At 57.0% G+C, this 15,964-nt stretch carries 11 protein-coding genes and 1 tRNA gene; 4 read left to right on the top strand and 8 right to left on the bottom strand.

Going from position 1 to position 15,964, the window contains the following annotated elements; all coding sequences use genetic code 11:
* Positions 1-169 precede the first annotated feature (169 nt).
* The 3 genes from VGM18_01780 to VGM18_01770 are packed head-to-tail and all read left to right on the top strand — an operon-like array spanning position 170 to position 5,679.
* On the top strand, positions 170-1,381 hold the full coding sequence (locus VGM18_01780; protein HEY3971699.1) for a TolC family protein: 1,212 nt from the start codon (positions 170-172) through the stop codon (positions 1,379-1,381).
* Entirely contained in the window at positions 1,378-2,514 is a 1,137-nt protein-coding gene (locus tag VGM18_01775) for an efflux RND transporter periplasmic adaptor subunit (GenBank protein ID HEY3971698.1), read from the top strand. Before VGM18_01780 ends, VGM18_01775 begins: the two co-directional genes overlap by 4 nt.
* Before the next feature lie 12 nt (positions 2,515-2,526).
* On the top strand, positions 2,527-5,679 hold the full coding sequence (locus VGM18_01770) for a CusA/CzcA family heavy metal efflux RND transporter (GenBank protein ID HEY3971697.1): 3,153 nt from the start codon (positions 2,527-2,529) through the stop codon (positions 5,677-5,679).
* On the opposite strand, the gene fucP is transcribed toward VGM18_01770, so the two are convergent.
* The 4 genes from fucP to zwf all read right to left on the bottom strand — a co-directional run bounded on the left by fucP (position 5,676) and on the right by zwf (position 11,528).
* The gene (fucP, locus tag VGM18_01765; GenBank protein ID HEY3971696.1) at positions 5,676-6,992 is read right to left on the bottom strand and encodes an L-fucose:H+ symporter permease; all 1,317 of its coding nucleotides are present in this window, start codon (positions 6,990-6,992) and stop codon (positions 5,676-5,678) included. The two genes, VGM18_01770 and fucP, sit on opposite strands and share 4 nt — an antisense overlap.
* Before the next feature lie 16 nt (positions 6,993-7,008).
* Positions 7,009-8,802 carry a CocE/NonD family hydrolase gene (locus VGM18_01760; GenBank protein HEY3971695.1) on the bottom strand — a complete coding sequence of 598 codons (1,794 nt, stop codon included), beginning with the start codon at positions 8,800-8,802 and terminating at the stop codon, positions 7,009-7,011.
* Positions 8,803-8,988: 186 nt separating this feature from the next.
* Positions 8,989-9,996: a glucokinase gene (gene glk / locus VGM18_01755; GenBank protein ID HEY3971694.1), complete on the bottom strand. Its 1,008-nt coding sequence runs from the start codon at positions 9,994-9,996 to the stop codon at positions 8,989-8,991.
* On the bottom strand, positions 9,993-11,528 hold the full coding sequence (gene zwf / locus VGM18_01750; GenBank protein ID HEY3971693.1) for a glucose-6-phosphate dehydrogenase: 1,536 nt from the start codon (positions 11,526-11,528) through the stop codon (positions 9,993-9,995). The genes glk and zwf overlap by 4 nt, the downstream gene beginning before the upstream one ends.
* 402 nt (positions 11,529-11,930) lie before the next feature.
* Here zwf and VGM18_01745 point away from each other — a divergent pair, with 402 nt between their 5' ends.
* A complete protein-coding gene (locus VGM18_01745) occupies positions 11,931-12,485 on the top strand; it encodes a dihydrofolate reductase family protein (GenBank protein HEY3971692.1) in 555 nt (184 codons plus the stop codon).
* A 184-nt stretch (positions 12,486-12,669) separates the two neighbouring features.
* Here VGM18_01745 and VGM18_01740 read toward each other — a convergent pair.
* The 4 genes from VGM18_01740 to VGM18_01725 form a co-directional block, all read right to left on the bottom strand.
* Positions 12,670-12,759, bottom strand: a tRNA-Ser gene (locus VGM18_01740).
* Between the two features lie 92 nt (positions 12,760-12,851).
* The gene (locus VGM18_01735) at positions 12,852-13,766 is read right to left on the bottom strand and encodes an alpha/beta hydrolase family protein (GenBank protein HEY3971691.1); all 915 of its coding nucleotides are present in this window, start codon (positions 13,764-13,766) and stop codon (positions 12,852-12,854) included.
* Between the two features lie 10 nt (positions 13,767-13,776).
* A complete protein-coding gene (locus VGM18_01730; GenBank protein ID HEY3971690.1) occupies positions 13,777-15,186 on the bottom strand; it encodes an FtsX-like permease family protein in 1,410 nt (469 codons plus the stop codon).
* Positions 15,183-15,962, bottom strand: a complete 780-nt coding sequence (locus VGM18_01725) for an ABC transporter ATP-binding protein (GenBank protein HEY3971689.1) — start codon at positions 15,960-15,962, stop codon at positions 15,183-15,185. Before VGM18_01725 ends, VGM18_01730 begins: the two co-directional genes overlap by 4 nt.
* Positions 15,963-15,964: the final 2 nt, after the last annotated feature.

Here is a 15,964-nt window from a genome sequence, read left to right as displayed (position 1 = left end):
GGCATGCTTAGTCCGACCGGCGGTCGATGAGTCTGCTTTAATGCCAGCCATCTTTTCGCACTTGTGGGATATAAGCGCAGGCCTGTCTGGGCGACGGCGGAGCTGCGACCGGCGACCGCCCGGATTGTCCACCGGGAACGGCACGGGCCGGATTTTCGGTCTCCTCCTCATGCTTTGCCTTGCCGCTCAGGCCCAGGAGCCCTGGACCTGGCAGAAAGTCCAACAGCGGTTTGAGGCAAGTAACCCTACTCTCCGAGCCGGCGCCTTAAACATAGACGAGTCCAAGGCACAGGAAATCACGGCTCACCTGCGGCCGAATCCGGGACTGACGCTCTCCGGCGACCAGATCGATCCCTTCGGTGCCGGCCCGAATCACGGTCCCTTAGCCTATTTCTTTCCATCCGCCTCGTTCAGTTACCTGTATGAGCGCGATCACAAACGCGATCTCCGCTACGAAAGCGCCAGGAAGGCAACGGGGATCGCAATTTCAACCCAGGCCGATCTGGAACGGACCTTGCTGTTCAATCTCCGCACGGCCTTTGTGAATATCATGCAAGCCAAGGCCGTGTTCGACCTGGCCAAGGAGAATCTAACCTACTACGACCATTTGCTCGATGTGAGTCGCGAACGATTCAAGGCGGGGGACATTGCAGAGATCGATCTCGACCGTCTGGAGTTGCAGCGAGTGCAATACCAATCGGATGTGCAGACCGCGGATGTGAACCTGCGCACGGCGAAAATTCAGCTGCTGATGCTGTTGAACGACCGCACCCCGATCGAGAAATTTGACGTTACCGGCGAATTCGATTTCAAGGATCAGCTTCCGGCTTTGGACGATGTGCGGCAGACGGCGCTCGACACCCGGCCGGATCTGAAAGCGGCAACGCAATCCCTGGATAAAGCCAAGACCGACTATAAACTGGCAGTCGCGAACGGGTCGACGGATCCAACTTTTGGGTTGGACGTAGCGCGCAATCCTCCGATCGACCTTTATTTCGGGGTGAATGTAAGCATTCCGCTCCGGATTTTCGACCGAAATCAAGGTGAAAAGAAGCGCACCCAACTCGACATCGAACGCAACCAGCGGCTCCTGGACGCCGCCCAGGCACAGGTTTTCAGCGATGTGGATTCCGCCTACGCAACCCTGAACAGTAATGTGCTCCTCTTGCAGCCCTACAAACAGAAATATCTGCAACAGGCGGTACACGTGCGGGACACCGTAACGTTTTCATATCAGCACGGCGGGGCTTCGTTGCTTGATCTTTTGAACGCGCAAAGCGATTACCGCTCGGTGCAGCTCAATTATCTGAACCTGGTAGGTTCTTATCTGAACGCGGCCAGCCAGCTCAATCTTGCCGTGGGTCGCGAGGTCATTCAGTGAAACGACGCTTGGTCCTCTTAGAAACTATTCTTTGCATCGTGGTGACCCTTGGGTTCACCGGTTGCAGCGAAAGCAAGGGGGACCCCAAATCGGAGGCGCCACCCAAGGCAGTCGTTCAGCCGGATCTCGATGCCAACAACTTCAAAGTCGATCATCCGGAGCAGTTCCCCCTGGTGGCGGCGGTCGAGCACAAAGCGGTCCCGGCGCTCAACGCAACCGGCGTCGTGCAACCCGACATCTCGCGCGCCGTGCCGGTGATTTCGTTGGCTGCCGGACGTGTCGTTGAAGTTAAGGCCAGGCTCGGCGATGTCGTGGAAAAGGGCCAGGTGCTGTTGAGAGTCCGCAGCAACGATGTTTCCGGCGCCTACCAGACTTATCTGAAGGCCGAAAATGGGGAGCGCCTGGCTCGCTTGCAGTTGGATCGCTCCCAGTTGCTCTACGAAAAAGGAGCGATCGCCAAAAGTGCCCTGGAGATCGCTCAGGCGACGGCAGCCGATGCCAAGACCGACCTGAACGCCGCCACTGAACAGTTGCGTGTTCTCGGCATCGACAAAGACCATCCCTCGGGCATCGTCGACATCGCCGCGCCCATCTCGGGAGTTATCACCGACCAACAGATTACGAATGCTTCGGGAGTTCAGGGTCTCTCGGGACCGAATCCGTTTACGATTTCCGATCTATCGTACGTCTGGATTCTCTGTGACGTTTACGAGAACGATCTGGACGCAGTGAAAGTCGGCGATACGGCCGACATCCATCTGAACGCCTATCCCAAGGAAGTATTCAAAGCCCGCGTGGATAACATTCTGCCCATCCTCGACCCCAACCTGCGTACCGCAAAAGTTCGGCTGGAGGTAAAGAATCCAGGACAGATGCGGGTCGGAATGTTCGTTACGGCCACGTTCTACGGCAAGCAAGCCGAAACCCATTCCACGATTCCGGCGTCGGCGATCCTGCACTTGCACGACCGCGAGTGGGTTTATGCCCCGCTGGGCAACGGGCGCTTCAAACGCCTCGAAGTGGTAACCGGAAACATGCTGCCCGATAAGCAGCAGGAGGTCGTTTCCGGTATCAAGCCCGGCGATCAGGTCGTGTCGAACGCGCTCGATCTGCAAAACACGGTGGAACAATAGGTGCAGCGATAGATGATCCGCCGCGTCGTCGATTTCGCGCTCGATAACCGCCTGCTCGTCCTGGGCATGGCACTTTTGTTATTTGCCTGGGGCATTCTTTCATTTCGAAACCTGCCGATCGAAGCTTATCCAGATGTTGCCGACAATTACGTCGAAATCATCACGCAGTGGCCGGGAATTTCTGCGGAACAAATCGAGCAGCAGGTCACAATTCCGCTGGAAACGGCGATGAACGGCATTCCCGGAATCGTTCATCTGCGATCCTTTTCCTTGTTCGGCCTGTCCGACCTGAAGCTCATATTCGAGGACGGAACCGACAACGCCTGGAATCGCGAGCGGGTGCTCGAGCGCCTTGCCCAAGTGACGTTGCCGACTGGCGTGGTGCCGCAGATGGGCACAGACTGGAGTCCGGTCGGCCAGATTTATTTCTTCACCCTGCGCAGTACCAATCCCAGGTACGACCCGATGGAACTGAAGTACCTCGAGGACTGGGTCATCGAGAAGAACCTCAAGTCGGTTCCCGACATCGTCGACGTCGCCAGCTTCGGCGGCCAAACGCGCGAGTACCAGGTTCGCGTCGATCCCAATAAGTTGATCGCCTATGGCCTGAGTCTGGCTCAGGTCGAGCAGCAACTGACCAACAATAACGCCAATGCGGGCGGCAGTTTCATTCAAGAGGGTCTGCAACAGATTAACGTTCGCGAGGTTGGCCTGGTCGGTCATGTTCGCGACATTGAACAGACGGTCATCCTGACCAGGAACGGCACGCCGCTGCGCGTGAAAGATATTGCGGTCGTGTCGCAGGGCCCGAAAATCAGGCTGGGTCAATTTGCGCGCGCGATTCACCGCGACGACGGAAAGATCATTGACAACGACGATGTGATCTCCGGCATCGTCCTGCTGCGGAAAGGCGCGGCCGCGGATACGGCCTTGAAAAATCTCCACGAGAAAATCCAGGAGATGAACGATCACATCCTGCCGCCCGGAGTGAAGATCGTCCCTTTCCTCGATCGCACCGTTCTCGTGAAGCTGACCAGCCACACCGTGCTGCACAACCTGACCGAAGGCATGATCCTGGTCTCAATCGTCCTATTCCTGTTTCTGGGGAATGTGCGAGGCGCGCTCATCGTCGCCGCGACCATTCCGTTCTCGCTGCTTTTTGCGTCGATTTGCCTGGATCTGAGCCGCATTCCCGCCAACCTTTTGTCCATCGGCGCATTGGATTTTGGCGTACTGGTGGAAGGCGCGATTGTGTTGCTGGAAAATATTGTGCGTAGTCTCAGTGGCGTCGGCAGCGGCACCAAGACCTCCATCGAAAAAATCAGCGATGCCTCGCATGAAGTGCAGCGTCCGGTGTTCTACGCCATTATCATCACGATCACCGCATTTTTGCCGATCTTCACGCTCCAGCGGGTGGAAGGCCGTTTGTTCAAGCCCATGGCCTGGACCGTCGCCTTTGCGCTGCTGGGGGCGCTGCTTTTTTCGATCGTGATTGCGCCGGTTCTGGCCAGCTTCGCCTTCGCCAAAGGAGCGAAAGAATGGCACAACCCGGTAATGACCGCCATAGCAAAATATTACCGGAGCGCCCTTCGGTGGGCCATTCATCATCGCGTAATCACGGTTGGCGCGTGCGTGTTTGCGTTGGCTGTGGGAGGTTATCTGGCCTTCGGCGGCGCGATTGGCTCCGAATTTCTGCCGCACCTCGACGAGGGAGCGCTTTGGGTCCGGGGCACGCTTGCTCCCAGCACTGGGCCGGACGAAGGCATTCGCGTCGCCAACCAGGCTCGCATCGTACTCTGCTCCTTTCCGGAAGTCCCGCAATGCACCAGCCAGGTGGGCCGTCCCGACGACGGAACCGACAATACCGGTTTTTTCAATACCGAGTTCTTCGTCGATCTCAAGCCTAAAGAAGACTGGCGTCCGGTATTCCACGAAGACAAAGATGAACTGATCGCCGCCATGCAGCGCGAACTCGACAAAATTCCCGGCGTCCTCTGGGGCTTTTCGCAACCCATCGAAGACAACATGGAAGAAGCCGTCAGCGGCGTAAAGGGCGAACTGGCCACTAAGATCTATGGCGATGATTTGAAAACGCTCGAAGGCAAAGCGGATGAGATTGTGGCCGTCATGCGCGGCGTCAAGGGAATTGAAGATCTCGGAGTCTTTCGAGTACTCGGCCAGCCGAACCTGAATGTAACGGTGGACCGCAGTGCCGCGGCCCGCCATCAGATCAACGTGGCCGACGTGCAGGACGCGGTCCAGACTGCCGTCGGCGGCAATGCCCTTACCCAGGTGCTGCAAGGCGAAGCGCGCTTTGATCTCGTCCTGCGCTATCTCCCGCAGTTCCGCGACACCAAAGAAGCCATCGAAAATATTCGGCTGCTATCGCCCACGGGAGAGCGCGTTTCGCTAGCGCAACTCTGCCGGATTCAGGTGGAGGACGGCGGCAGTGAAATCTATCGCGAGGGCAACGAGCGCTATATCGCCATCAAATACAGCGTCCGCGGGCGCGATCTGGGGAGCGCGGTCGAAGAAGCCATCGCCAAAGTGACGCAACAGGTGAAACTGCCCATCGGCTATCACCTGAAATGGGAGGGCGAATATGCCAGCCAGAAGCGAGCCAATGCGCGCCTGCTGATCGTGCTGCCCATCACGATCCTCATCATCTTTATCATTCTTTATACGATGTTCAAGTCATTTAAGTGGGCGATGCTGATCATGGCGAATATCGCGATCGCTCCCGTCGGCGGCCTGCTGGCGCTTCTTTTCACGGGCACGAACTTCAGCGTCTCTTCGGGAGTCGGGTTCCTGGCGCTGTTCGGCGTGTCGGTACAAACCGGCGTGATCATGCTGGAATACATCAATCAGTTGCGCGTGCGCCGCTACACCATCGAAGATGCTGCGGTCGAAGGCGCGGTGTTGCGACTGCGCCCGATCATGATGACCATGCTGGTGGCGACTTTAGGACTGCTGCCCGCCGCGCTCTCGCACGCCATCGGTTCGGATTCTCAACGTCCCTTTGCCATTGTGATCGTCGGCGGCCTGATCGCGGCCCTGGTGATGAGTATCTTCCTTCTGCCCACGCTCTACGTCTGGATCGCCGGGGAGCGCGACGTGCTGCCGGCCGCCGAGGGACAGTTCGAAGAGGGCGAGCACGTCGATTAACTCGCCGACGCTGTTCGCGGCTTTGACCCGAAGAAAGAATAAATCGCGATAAAGATATAAGAGACGAGCGGAACCAGATAGGCCACGGCAATGCTGTGGGCTGCTTCGGAAATGAATCCCATCATCGGCGTCAAAGCTGCGCCGCCCACGATCGCCATCACCAGCAGCGATCCGCCGATTTTTGTGTTCGGACCCAATCCTTTTAATCCAAGGGCAAATATTGTCGGGAACATCAGCGACATGAAAAAGCTGGTAAGAAATACGCACCACAAACCGAACCATCCCGGAAACAGCACGCCCAAAGAAACCAGGACGATGTTCGCAATGCTATACGCTCCCATCAGCTTGTTCGGAGCGATCGTGCGCATCAGGTAAGCCGAGGCGAATCGGCCCAGCCCGAAGGCCGCGAGCGTCCCGGTCAAAAAATAGCCGGCAATTTTTTCGGTTTGATGAGTGGATTCCTGAACGTACTGGATGAAGTAGCTCCAGGTGCCGACCTGTGCGCCGACATATAGAAATTGTGCGGCAACAGCCCACAAGAAATGCGGATAGTGCAGGAGTTCTCTGAAGTGGCCGTGGTCGCCCCGGCTGCTCTCGTGCTCGCTCTGAATGGCGGGAAACTTCGTGCGCAGGATAAGCAGCGCCCAGAAAATTGCGACTGCGCCAATCACGAGATAAGGCTTGATCACGCGCAGGGTTTCCATTCGCAGGTAAGCTTCGTAGAGTCCCTGGGCCTTGCGTGACGCGACTTCCTGCGGGGAGAGTTCCACGCCGGAGAAAATAAATACGGTTCCGATCAGCGCGCCCGAGATTGCCCCCAGAGGATTAAACGCCTGCGAAAAATTCAACCGTCTCTCCGACGTATCCGGATCGCCCAGTTGTGCGATGAAGGGATTGGAGGCCGTCTCCAGAAACGATAATCCGCTGGCAATCACAAACAGCGCGAACAGAAAGAAGCCATAGCTTCCCGCCACGGCGGCGGGCCAGAATAGAAAGCAGCCGCTGCCATATAGCAAGAGGCCGATTACGAATCCGGCTTTGTAGCCGGCTTTTCTCATCAGCAACGCGGCGGGCATGGCCAGCAGGAAGTAGCCCATATAAAACGCAGACTGCACCAATCCGGCCTGTGTGCGCGTCAGAGTAAACGATTTCATGAACTGACGAATCAGAACGTCGTTCAGGTTGTTCGGAATTCCCCAGAGAAAAAATAAGGCCGTCACGAGAATGAAGGGGACCAGATGGCCGGAAGGAAAAAGGGGATGGCGCGGGCCGGGATTTGAAACGGCAGGTTGTGTTGAGCTCAAGACATTCATAATTGCGCGCTTCTATCTAGTGCGCTCCCACCATCGGCAGAATCAGAGCTGAAGGATGCTCGACATCGTGATAGATGGTGTTGGTGGTGGACACATAGTTCCGCGCCGCACCCGCCGCCTCCCCGGTATTCAGATTTCGGTCGAAGCGCGGAAAGTTGCTGCTGGAAACCTCCAGCCGCAACACGTGCCCTTTGAGAAACAGATTGCTCGTCGACCAAAGATCAATCATGAATTTGTAAATCTGCCCGGGATTCATCAGCGACGGCTTCGCTTGCGAGTCGCGATAGCGTGCCCGCAAAATCCCCTCGGTAAGATTCTGAGCAAAACCGTCGGGCGCAACGTCGACCAGTTTGGCGGTAAAGTCGGTGTCCACCGCCGAGGACTTGGCGAACAGTTCCAGGCTGACGGGGCCGGTCACTTCGGTGTCCTGCGTGAACGCAGGAGTGGAATAGATCAAAACGTCGTCCCGATTTTCTACTGCTCGCTGATCGCGGGGTCCGGGCGGAAGGTGCCAGCTATCGCAGCACAAAGGCCCTCCGACGGTCGGCGCGGGATTCGAAGGATCGTAGAGGTAATGATCGGGCGCTTCCGCGCGCGGCACCGTTGTGGATAAACCGCCGTTCCCACGCAGCGAATTCGCGGCTCCCGCCGAATGCAAATAGTACTTCACGCTCTGAGCCCGCGCCAGTGGCCAATCGTCCTCTTCGCGCCATTCGTTTCGCCCCATCACGAAAATCCTGACCGGCTTCTGCTTCGCGAAATCGTTCTGGATTCCTTTCAGCAGGAACTCGTACCAGCTTAGAGTGACGTCGTCTTCATTCCATTGCGCCGCGGCTGGTCCGAAGTCGACGTCGCCGATCTTCTGTCCGTCACCGGCGTGGCCGCCGATGATCACCAGCAGGCGCTGGCCCGCGCGAGCTCCATCGCCGCCGTGAGCGCGGATTCCGGAAAAGTTGCGCAGCGATCCACCCTGAAAAATGTCATACCATGCCGCCACGTGTAGCGCAGGAACCTGAATGTCGGCATAGTGCTCCTCGATCGATACTTTTTTCCAGTAGTCGTCATAGCTGGGATGAGCCAGCCAGTCGAGGAAGTAAGGCGCGAGTTCGCTGGTCGCAGTTAGTTCCGCGGGCGGGTCAGACACATTGAACAAAGGATAGGTCGTTAGCGGCAGCTTCCAAATTCCTTGCAGCGCATTGACATTCTTTCCCATCTCGCGATCGAGCGTGTCCTCAGCCAGGCCGGACGTCCACGATTCATCGAACCATTGCTCAAAGGCTCCGCCCTGATACGTCCATCCATCGTGATAATTGCTGGCGGTGACGACGGGACAAATGCCTGCCAGATGCGGCGGATGCATGATCGCTGCCAGCATCTGAGTTGCGCCGACATAGGAGCCGCCAAACATTCCGACCTTGCCGTTGGAATACGGCAACGCGGCGGCCCACTCCACTGAATCGTAGCCATCGTCGGATTCATGTTTGAATGTGTACCATTCGCCTTCCGAGGAATAGCGTCCGCGCACATCCTGAAAGATCACAACGAATCCGCGGGCCGCAGCCCGCACGCCGAAGTTCACTCCATTACTCTTGTTGTATGGAGTTCGCTGCAACAGCACGGGGAACTTGCCGTCCGCTTTCGGGCGGTAAACGTCCGCCCGCAGGATGACGCCATCGCGCATCTTGGCAGCGACATTGCGCTCGATCGTTACTTCATACATGTCGGCAGCGTGGACGATGCCGCTGGTAAGAAAGGCGCAGAGGATTACGGCGGACGCGATTAGTTTTTCGAAGTTCAGCCTGCGGATCATTTGGCCTCGGTGACTGAGAGTAGAGTGTCTTGGAGCGAAATCATACGCGGCGAGAGCACGATAGGGAAGCGGGGCAGAGGCAGCTCAAAACCCTTAACCACAGAGGATACCGAGGATTACAGAGAAAATCCCAAGACTCTGTGATTCTCGGTGCCCTCTGTGGTTAAAGATTTTGTCTTCTCGATTTCAGGATTCGTTCGTACGGCTGCGGAATGCCTTTTGCACCAGCGTGTAGCGCGCCGCGCCGATCAGTCCGCAGTCGTCGTTCAAAATGATCTTCACCGGCATGTCGCGCAGAACCGTCTCCAGGCGTCCTTTGTCGAGAAACGACTGCATGAACACAGGATCTTTCATTCTAGGGACGATCTTTGCCGCGATGCTCCCGCCGATGAAAATGCCGCCCAGTGTCATGTAGTGCAGGGCGCAGTTGCCCGTCTCCGCTCCAAAGGCGCTCACGAAGATGGTCAGCGCTTCATTGCAGATCGCGGCGGTGCCTTCCAGAGCAATCTGCGAAATCAACGCTGGTACGTCCGGCGCAGTATTGATCTGTTCTCCGAGCCAGGCAGGCTCCTCTGCCCTCTTGCTATCGCGCAGGAATTCATAGATGTTCCTGATCCCGGGGCCGGAAAGAATGCGCTCACAACTGATGCGTCCATATTTTTTCAGAAGATAAGCCAGCAATTCCATCTGGAGCTCATTCCTGGGAGCGAAGTCGGCGTGGCCGCCCTCGCACGCAAAGGGATGATGCCGAAAACCGTCCCAATAGAGTCCGGCAACGCCGAGGCCGGTGCGGGCGGAGATGACGGCGCGGTTGCCTTCGGCGTCTTCCGAGCCTTCACTCAACGTAACGAAATCCTTGGAGTCGAGCGCATCGATTCCATAGGCGTAGGCTTCCAGATCGTTAAGCAGTCCGACGGAATTGAGTTTGAGTTGTTTCGCCAGTTCGCGCGAATCGATGGTCCACGGAAGATTGGAAATCTTGCTTCGTCCCGAGCGCACTGGCCCGGCCACACCAAAGCATGCGCTATGCACGGGAATGCCTTCAGTTCGGACGAACTGCGTAAGGATTTCCGGCAAGCCGTCGTGTTCCTGGCTCATGTAAGTTTTCTCGACCACGCGTTGCAGCCGGCTCCCTTCGGTGTCGAAGGCCGCCAGCCGCGTACGAGTTGCGCCGATGTCGCCTGCAAGAATCATGGCTCAATCTTCCTCCATTGCCGGTCGTCGAGTTCCAGTAATTGGTCGGCCTCCGCGGGGCCCCAGCTACCGGATGCGTAATTGGGAAACTTGCGCGGAGGCAAGGCGCGCCACACATCCAGCACCGGATCGACCACGCTCCATCCCGCTTCGACCATGTCCGCCCGTTGGAACAAAGTCGCGTCCCCCATCATGCAGTCGTACAGCAGAACTTCGTAGCCGGTGTAGGCATCGGCTCCAAAATATTTCGAGTACTCGAAACTCATGTCGACCGATCCCACGCGCAGCACAGGGCCGGGAATCTTCGCGCCGAAGCTCAACGAGATTCCTTCCACAGGTTGGATCTGTATCACGAGCGTGTTGGTATGCAGTTTGTGAAGGGGTGCATTGCGGAATAATTCGAACGGCGTGCGCTTGAAACGGATCGCGATCTCGGTGTGGCGTTTGGCCAGCCGCTTTCCGGTGCGCAAATAAAAAGGCACGCCCGCCCAACGCCAGTTGTCGATGTTGAGCTTGAGCGCCACGAAGGTTTCGGTGCGCGACTCGGGAGCGACTCCAGCCTCCGATCGGTAACGCGGAACTTTTTCTTCGCCCAGCGTCCCCTCGCCATACTGTCCCCGCACGCTGCGCTGCAACACCAGTTCGGAGTCGAGCGGCAGAAGCGAATGCAAGACTTTGGCCTGCTCATTCCGCACCGCATCGGCTTGAAACGACACCGGAGATTCCATGGCGGTCAGGCTCAGCAACTGCATCACATGATTGGGCACCATGTCGCGCAGCGTTCCCGCATTGTCGAAATACGGTCCGCGGCGCTCCACTCCAACCGTCTCGGCATTCGTGATCTGCACATGGTCGATATAGCGGCGATTCCAGATCGGCTCGAAGATGGCGTTATCGAACCGAAACACCATGATGTTCTGCACCGTCTCTTTGCCCAGATAATGGTCGATGCGATAGATCTGGTTTTCTTGCAACACGCTCTTGATATCGCGATTCAAAGCCTTCGCCGACTCCAGATCCTGCCCGAACGGCTTCTCGATCACAACCCGCCGCCAGAATTGATTTTCTTGCTTCAATAAGCCGGCCCGGCCCAACTGCTGAACAATCGATGCGAAAAACTTGGGAGCCGTCGCCAGATAAAAAAGATAGTTGGCCTGAGTCTGGCGTTCGATGTCGATCGCCGCCAGCCGCTCGTGAAGTTTAGAGAATGTCGCGGGATCGCCAAAGTCGCCGCGCTCGTACGACAGCCGCTCCCGCAGCCACTTCAGATGCTCAGCGTCGCCATCGCCGTTGGGAAGAAATTCGCCGACCTGATTGCGAAACGCATCCACACTCAAGTCATCGACGGACACGCCCAAGATGGCGAAATTGTCCGGCAGCAATTTCGCTTTCACCAGATTAAACAGGGCGGGAACCAGCTTGCGTTTGGTGAGATCGCCCGCCGCCCCGAACAGCACGAACACACAAGGCGCGGCGGTTTTTCCGGCGAACGGAATGTCAGGATCGGAGATGGCTGGAGTCGCACTCGACATACTTCACTCTCAATGATGGATCCCCAATGCAATGGGAGGGTGCCAGCATTTTAGGCTACGAGGGAGTGATTTCCCAAACCGTGACGGCGGGTGGCGCAAGAGTCTGGAGCCTTGCGGATTGTCGCGCCAGGCCCAGACGTGGAGCTCGAAGAACGACGTGATGGCGAACCGATTCGGCGCGGGAACGAAGTTGACAACCTGCCCATCGAGCGCCGGAGCAGTGTTATTGTTGGCAGCTAGCCAACTCGCCGAGTCGAGGATGAACTCGACGCCGACGAGGGTCATCCTGCCGTCGTCTGGCTCGTAGATGAGAGCCTGCGGCCGGGCGGGATCGAAAGACCGCCCGCAAAGCCCCAGCCTCTCACACAAGCTTTGGTACATTAAAGGCGACAGAATAATCCAATGAGAAACGTAATCTACGCAATCAACATCACGCTGGATGGCTGCGTCGACCACACCAAACAATTAGCCGATGACGAAATCCTCGAATATTTTACGCACCTTTTGCGAGAGGTTGACGTGCAGGTCTTTGGGCGTAAGACTTATCAATTGATGGTTCCCTATTGGCCTGATGTCGCAAAAAACCATTCTGAGACAAAAGCCTCGATCGAATTTGCTCGCGCCTTTATCTCCACGCACAAAATTGTTTTTTCGCGATCGCTAGGCAGCGCTGAAGATACAAACACAACAATCGTTCGTACCGACCTGCGCGACGAAATACTGAAGCTGAAACAAGAACAAGGTAAGAATATTTTAGTCGGCGGTGTAAGTGTTCCTTCACAACTCATAGAGCTGGGCCTGGTCGATGAATTTATTTTTGTCGTTGGGCCTATCATTGCAGGAGAAGGAACAAGGTTGTTGGAAGGCGTCAGCCTGCCGGAGAAATTCCAACTAAAACTCGTTGAGTCCAAGACTTTCGAATCAGGATGCGTTGCGCTCCGTTACTTGAAACAGTGACCGAAAACTCAGCCGATGACGACATCGAAGTCGCCATATCGGGCGACCACGGCTTGAAGCAGAATCTTCGCCATGCCGGGTGGTTTTGGTGGGGTTCAATATGCCGCTTCTATTAGGTGGCCGGATATGCCGACATCAGGGTAGCCGGAAGAAATGCTCCCTATTTACGATGGGTTTAGATTTCTGGCGGAGAGTGAGGGATTCGAACCCCCGATACCCGTTAAGGTATGCCGGTTTTCAAGACCGGTGCCATCAACCGCTCGGCCAACTCTCCGGCTTCTAAAAGCTTACGTACGGTGCGTGATCCAGCCGCTTCACTAGTTTACAACAGCGACACTGAACTCAAAGACTAGTGCTATTCGTCAGTCAACGATCGAGCAGGCCGAAGGCCCTCGAATGAAACTCCATCACTTCGTCGAAGTGAGAAATGAAATAGGTCAGGCTGTGATCGCCGGGATAGGCGTGATATTCGTGTTTTACCCCTTCTTTTTGCAGTTCCTCGTGCAGTGCCGCGGCCCCTTTTTCAAAACCGTAATTGTCATCCTGGCCGCAGTTGAAATAGATGGCGACCTTGCGCAGCGCGGCGGCATTTTTCTTCGCCAGCACGAACGGACTGTTTTCATTCCAGTGGACAACGTTAATCGGATTTCCGAAGACTGGAGCAAGCACGCCGGCAAGCGGCGCGCCGGTTCGCGAAGCGGAGTCCAGATCATGCGGCGACTCAGTAATGAGCGCGGCACTCTGTGCGCTGACGGCGGAGAACAATTCAGGATGCGCGAACGCGAGCCGCAGCGCCCCATAACCACCCATGGAAATTCCGGCAAGCGCGCGTCCGGAGCGGCCTGGCCGAATTCGGTACGCGCTCTCGATGCGGGTCATAAATTCCTGCAAAAAGAAGTCGTTGTAACGCACGGCGCCGTCGGCGGAGTTGATGTAGAAGCTGCGGCGGCCCTCGGGCGCGACGATGAGAAAATCTCCCATCTTGTGCTGGTTGCGCAGATCGTCGAGCAGAGTCCAGCCGCCGCTATTGAACAAAGTTCGTTCGTTGTCGCCGAGGCCATGCAGAAAATAGAGCACAGGATATCGCGCAGGAGCATGCTGCGTCCCGCCCGCATCGTAGCCTGGCGGCAAATAGACGCAGTAATGAACCACCTGCTGCAGGATACGGCTCTTCATCGCGTTGCAGTCGATGCGGCTCTGCGCGGTGGCCAAACTGCCAACGATCAATACGAACAAACAAACGACACCGGAGGTGCGGCGCAGGATTGCGGCCCCGATCATGCAAATCAGTTTACTCGTAGCGCAGCGCCTGCACAGGATCAAGCCGGGCGGCTCGTCCCGCGGGGTATAAGCCCGAAACCATGCTGACGGCGAACGAAAATACAATGGCTCCCACTACCAGCCACCATGGTACCGCCCAGAAATGTTCAGGCGGAAACGACTGGCTCTTGAGATAGATATTGGTGCCGAAGTTGATCAACTGGCCGATCGTCCACCCGAGCGCCACGCCCACCATCCCGCCGAGAATTCCCATGCCGCCGGCTTCCGCGAAGAAAAGCTTCATGATGTCGACGTCGCTGGCGCCGATGGCCTTCATGATGCCGATTTCTCGGCGCCGTTCCAGAATCGCCATCACCAGCGTATTTACAATTCCAATCGACGACACGATCAATGCTAAGCTCCCGAAAATTCCCAGGAATGCGTATAAGATTTTGAACACTTGTTGCAGGCCGCGGCTGGCGTCGAGAATCGAGAACGTGCCGAACCCCTTTTTCTTGACCGCGTCTTCGACCATTTGCACTTTCGCCGGATCTTTCACGCGCACGCTGATTGAGGAATAAACCGGCTGGCCGCTGGCCGCCTGAGAAATTTCACGCAGATCGGTGGGCTGCATCACGTGGAGACTTTCCGCCAGCATTAACGGCAGGAACACTTTCGCTCGCGTCGGACCGCGCATGCTTTCCAGATCGAGATCGGCGACGCCGACAATTTTAAGTTTCTGCTCTCGCGAAACCACGGAATATGCGGCTGCCGCCAGACTGCTGTCGGCGAACTTTGCCGTATCGGTGCTGGGCGCGGGAGCCGCTGCGGGGCTGGCATCGCGCTGCGCGTACCGCATGATCAATTCTTTGCCGAGCAAAGGCTTCGCCAGCTCGGCGACATTCGGCTCATCCGCTCCGCGCGCCGGAGTCTTTCCCAGTAACTCCTCGGCGAACGATTTTTGCAGGATCACTTCTGGAGCGGTGTCCGAAGAGAAAAAGCTGCCCTGCATGCCATCGAACGCATCATTGGATTTTGCCGAGTCGGGCAGGGCTGAGATCATGGTCAGATGAGGCTTGTCGTCGAATCGCAGTTCGGTGATGAAACGAATATCCGGATACGCCTCGACGACATTTGGCAGTCGCTCGATTTCCTGCCGCGCAGGTTCGTCCAGCACGCGGCTTTCGCCCGGCGCCGGCGCATTGCGTTCATCTTCGCGCCCCATCCCGCGCAAATCGCGGTGAGATGTGACCAGAACAGTATCAAATAAGCCCGATTTCGCCAGCCGCCGCGAAAACAACTGTTGCAGCCCGATTCCCAGCGAGAGCATCGCCACCAGCGAGGCCACGCCCACCGAGATTCCGACTGTGGTCAGCGAGTTTCGCAACAGCGACTCGCGCAGATTCCGCAAGGCGAGTTCTGCCAGATCGGGAAGTTTCACGACAGACCTCCCGGCAGATCCCTCGTATTTGGCCGGTCGTCATTAGTCCGATCGCCGTTCATACGATCATCGACCAGTTTTCCGTCCGCCAGAAAGATCATGCGTTGCGCGTAACGCTCTGCCAGCGCCCGCTCGTGCGTGACCATCACCACAGTCATTCCTAACTCCCGATTGAAGTCGCGAATCATATTCATGATCCCGGTTCCCGTGTGGCTGTCGAGATTTCCGGTTGGCTCATCAGCCAATAGCAACTTCGGCCGGTTGATGAGCGCGCGGGCCAGCGCCGCCCGCTGCTGCTCCCCGCCCGAAAGTTCGCTGGGACGATGATCCATGCGCGCCCGCAATCCAACCCGCTCCAAAGCTTCGCGCGCCAACGCGGCACGATTGCTGCGATCGATCTCGGCAAAGCGCAAAGGAAGTTCCACGTTCTCCGCGAGCGTCATGCTGGCGATCAGATTGAACGACTGAAACACCATTCCCACGACATGCAATCGATACTTGGCCAGTTCCTCGCGCGAGAGCTTGGCCAAGTTGCGATCCTGCACGACTACGCTGCCCGAGGTCGGTCGATCCAGCCCGGCGATCAAATTCAATACAGAAGACTTCCCCGAGCCGGAGCTGCCGAGCAGCGCAACGAACTCTCCGGCGCGAACTTCAAGCGAGACGCCATCGACAGCGCGAATCACAGCTTCGCCCATGCGGTAATGGCGGCAAAGGTTTTCACTGCGGATCGCGATGGTTCCACGCGCCTCCGCAATTACAGGAGCACTCGTCATAA

It is taken from the genome of Candidatus Sulfotelmatobacter sp. (genome assembly GCA_036500765.1).
Classification (GTDB): domain Bacteria; phylum Acidobacteriota; class Terriglobia; order Terriglobales; family Acidobacteriaceae; genus Sulfotelmatobacter.
The sequence above is the reverse complement of the archived record's forward strand: the minus strand, read 5'-3'. Positions and strand labels throughout refer to the sequence as shown.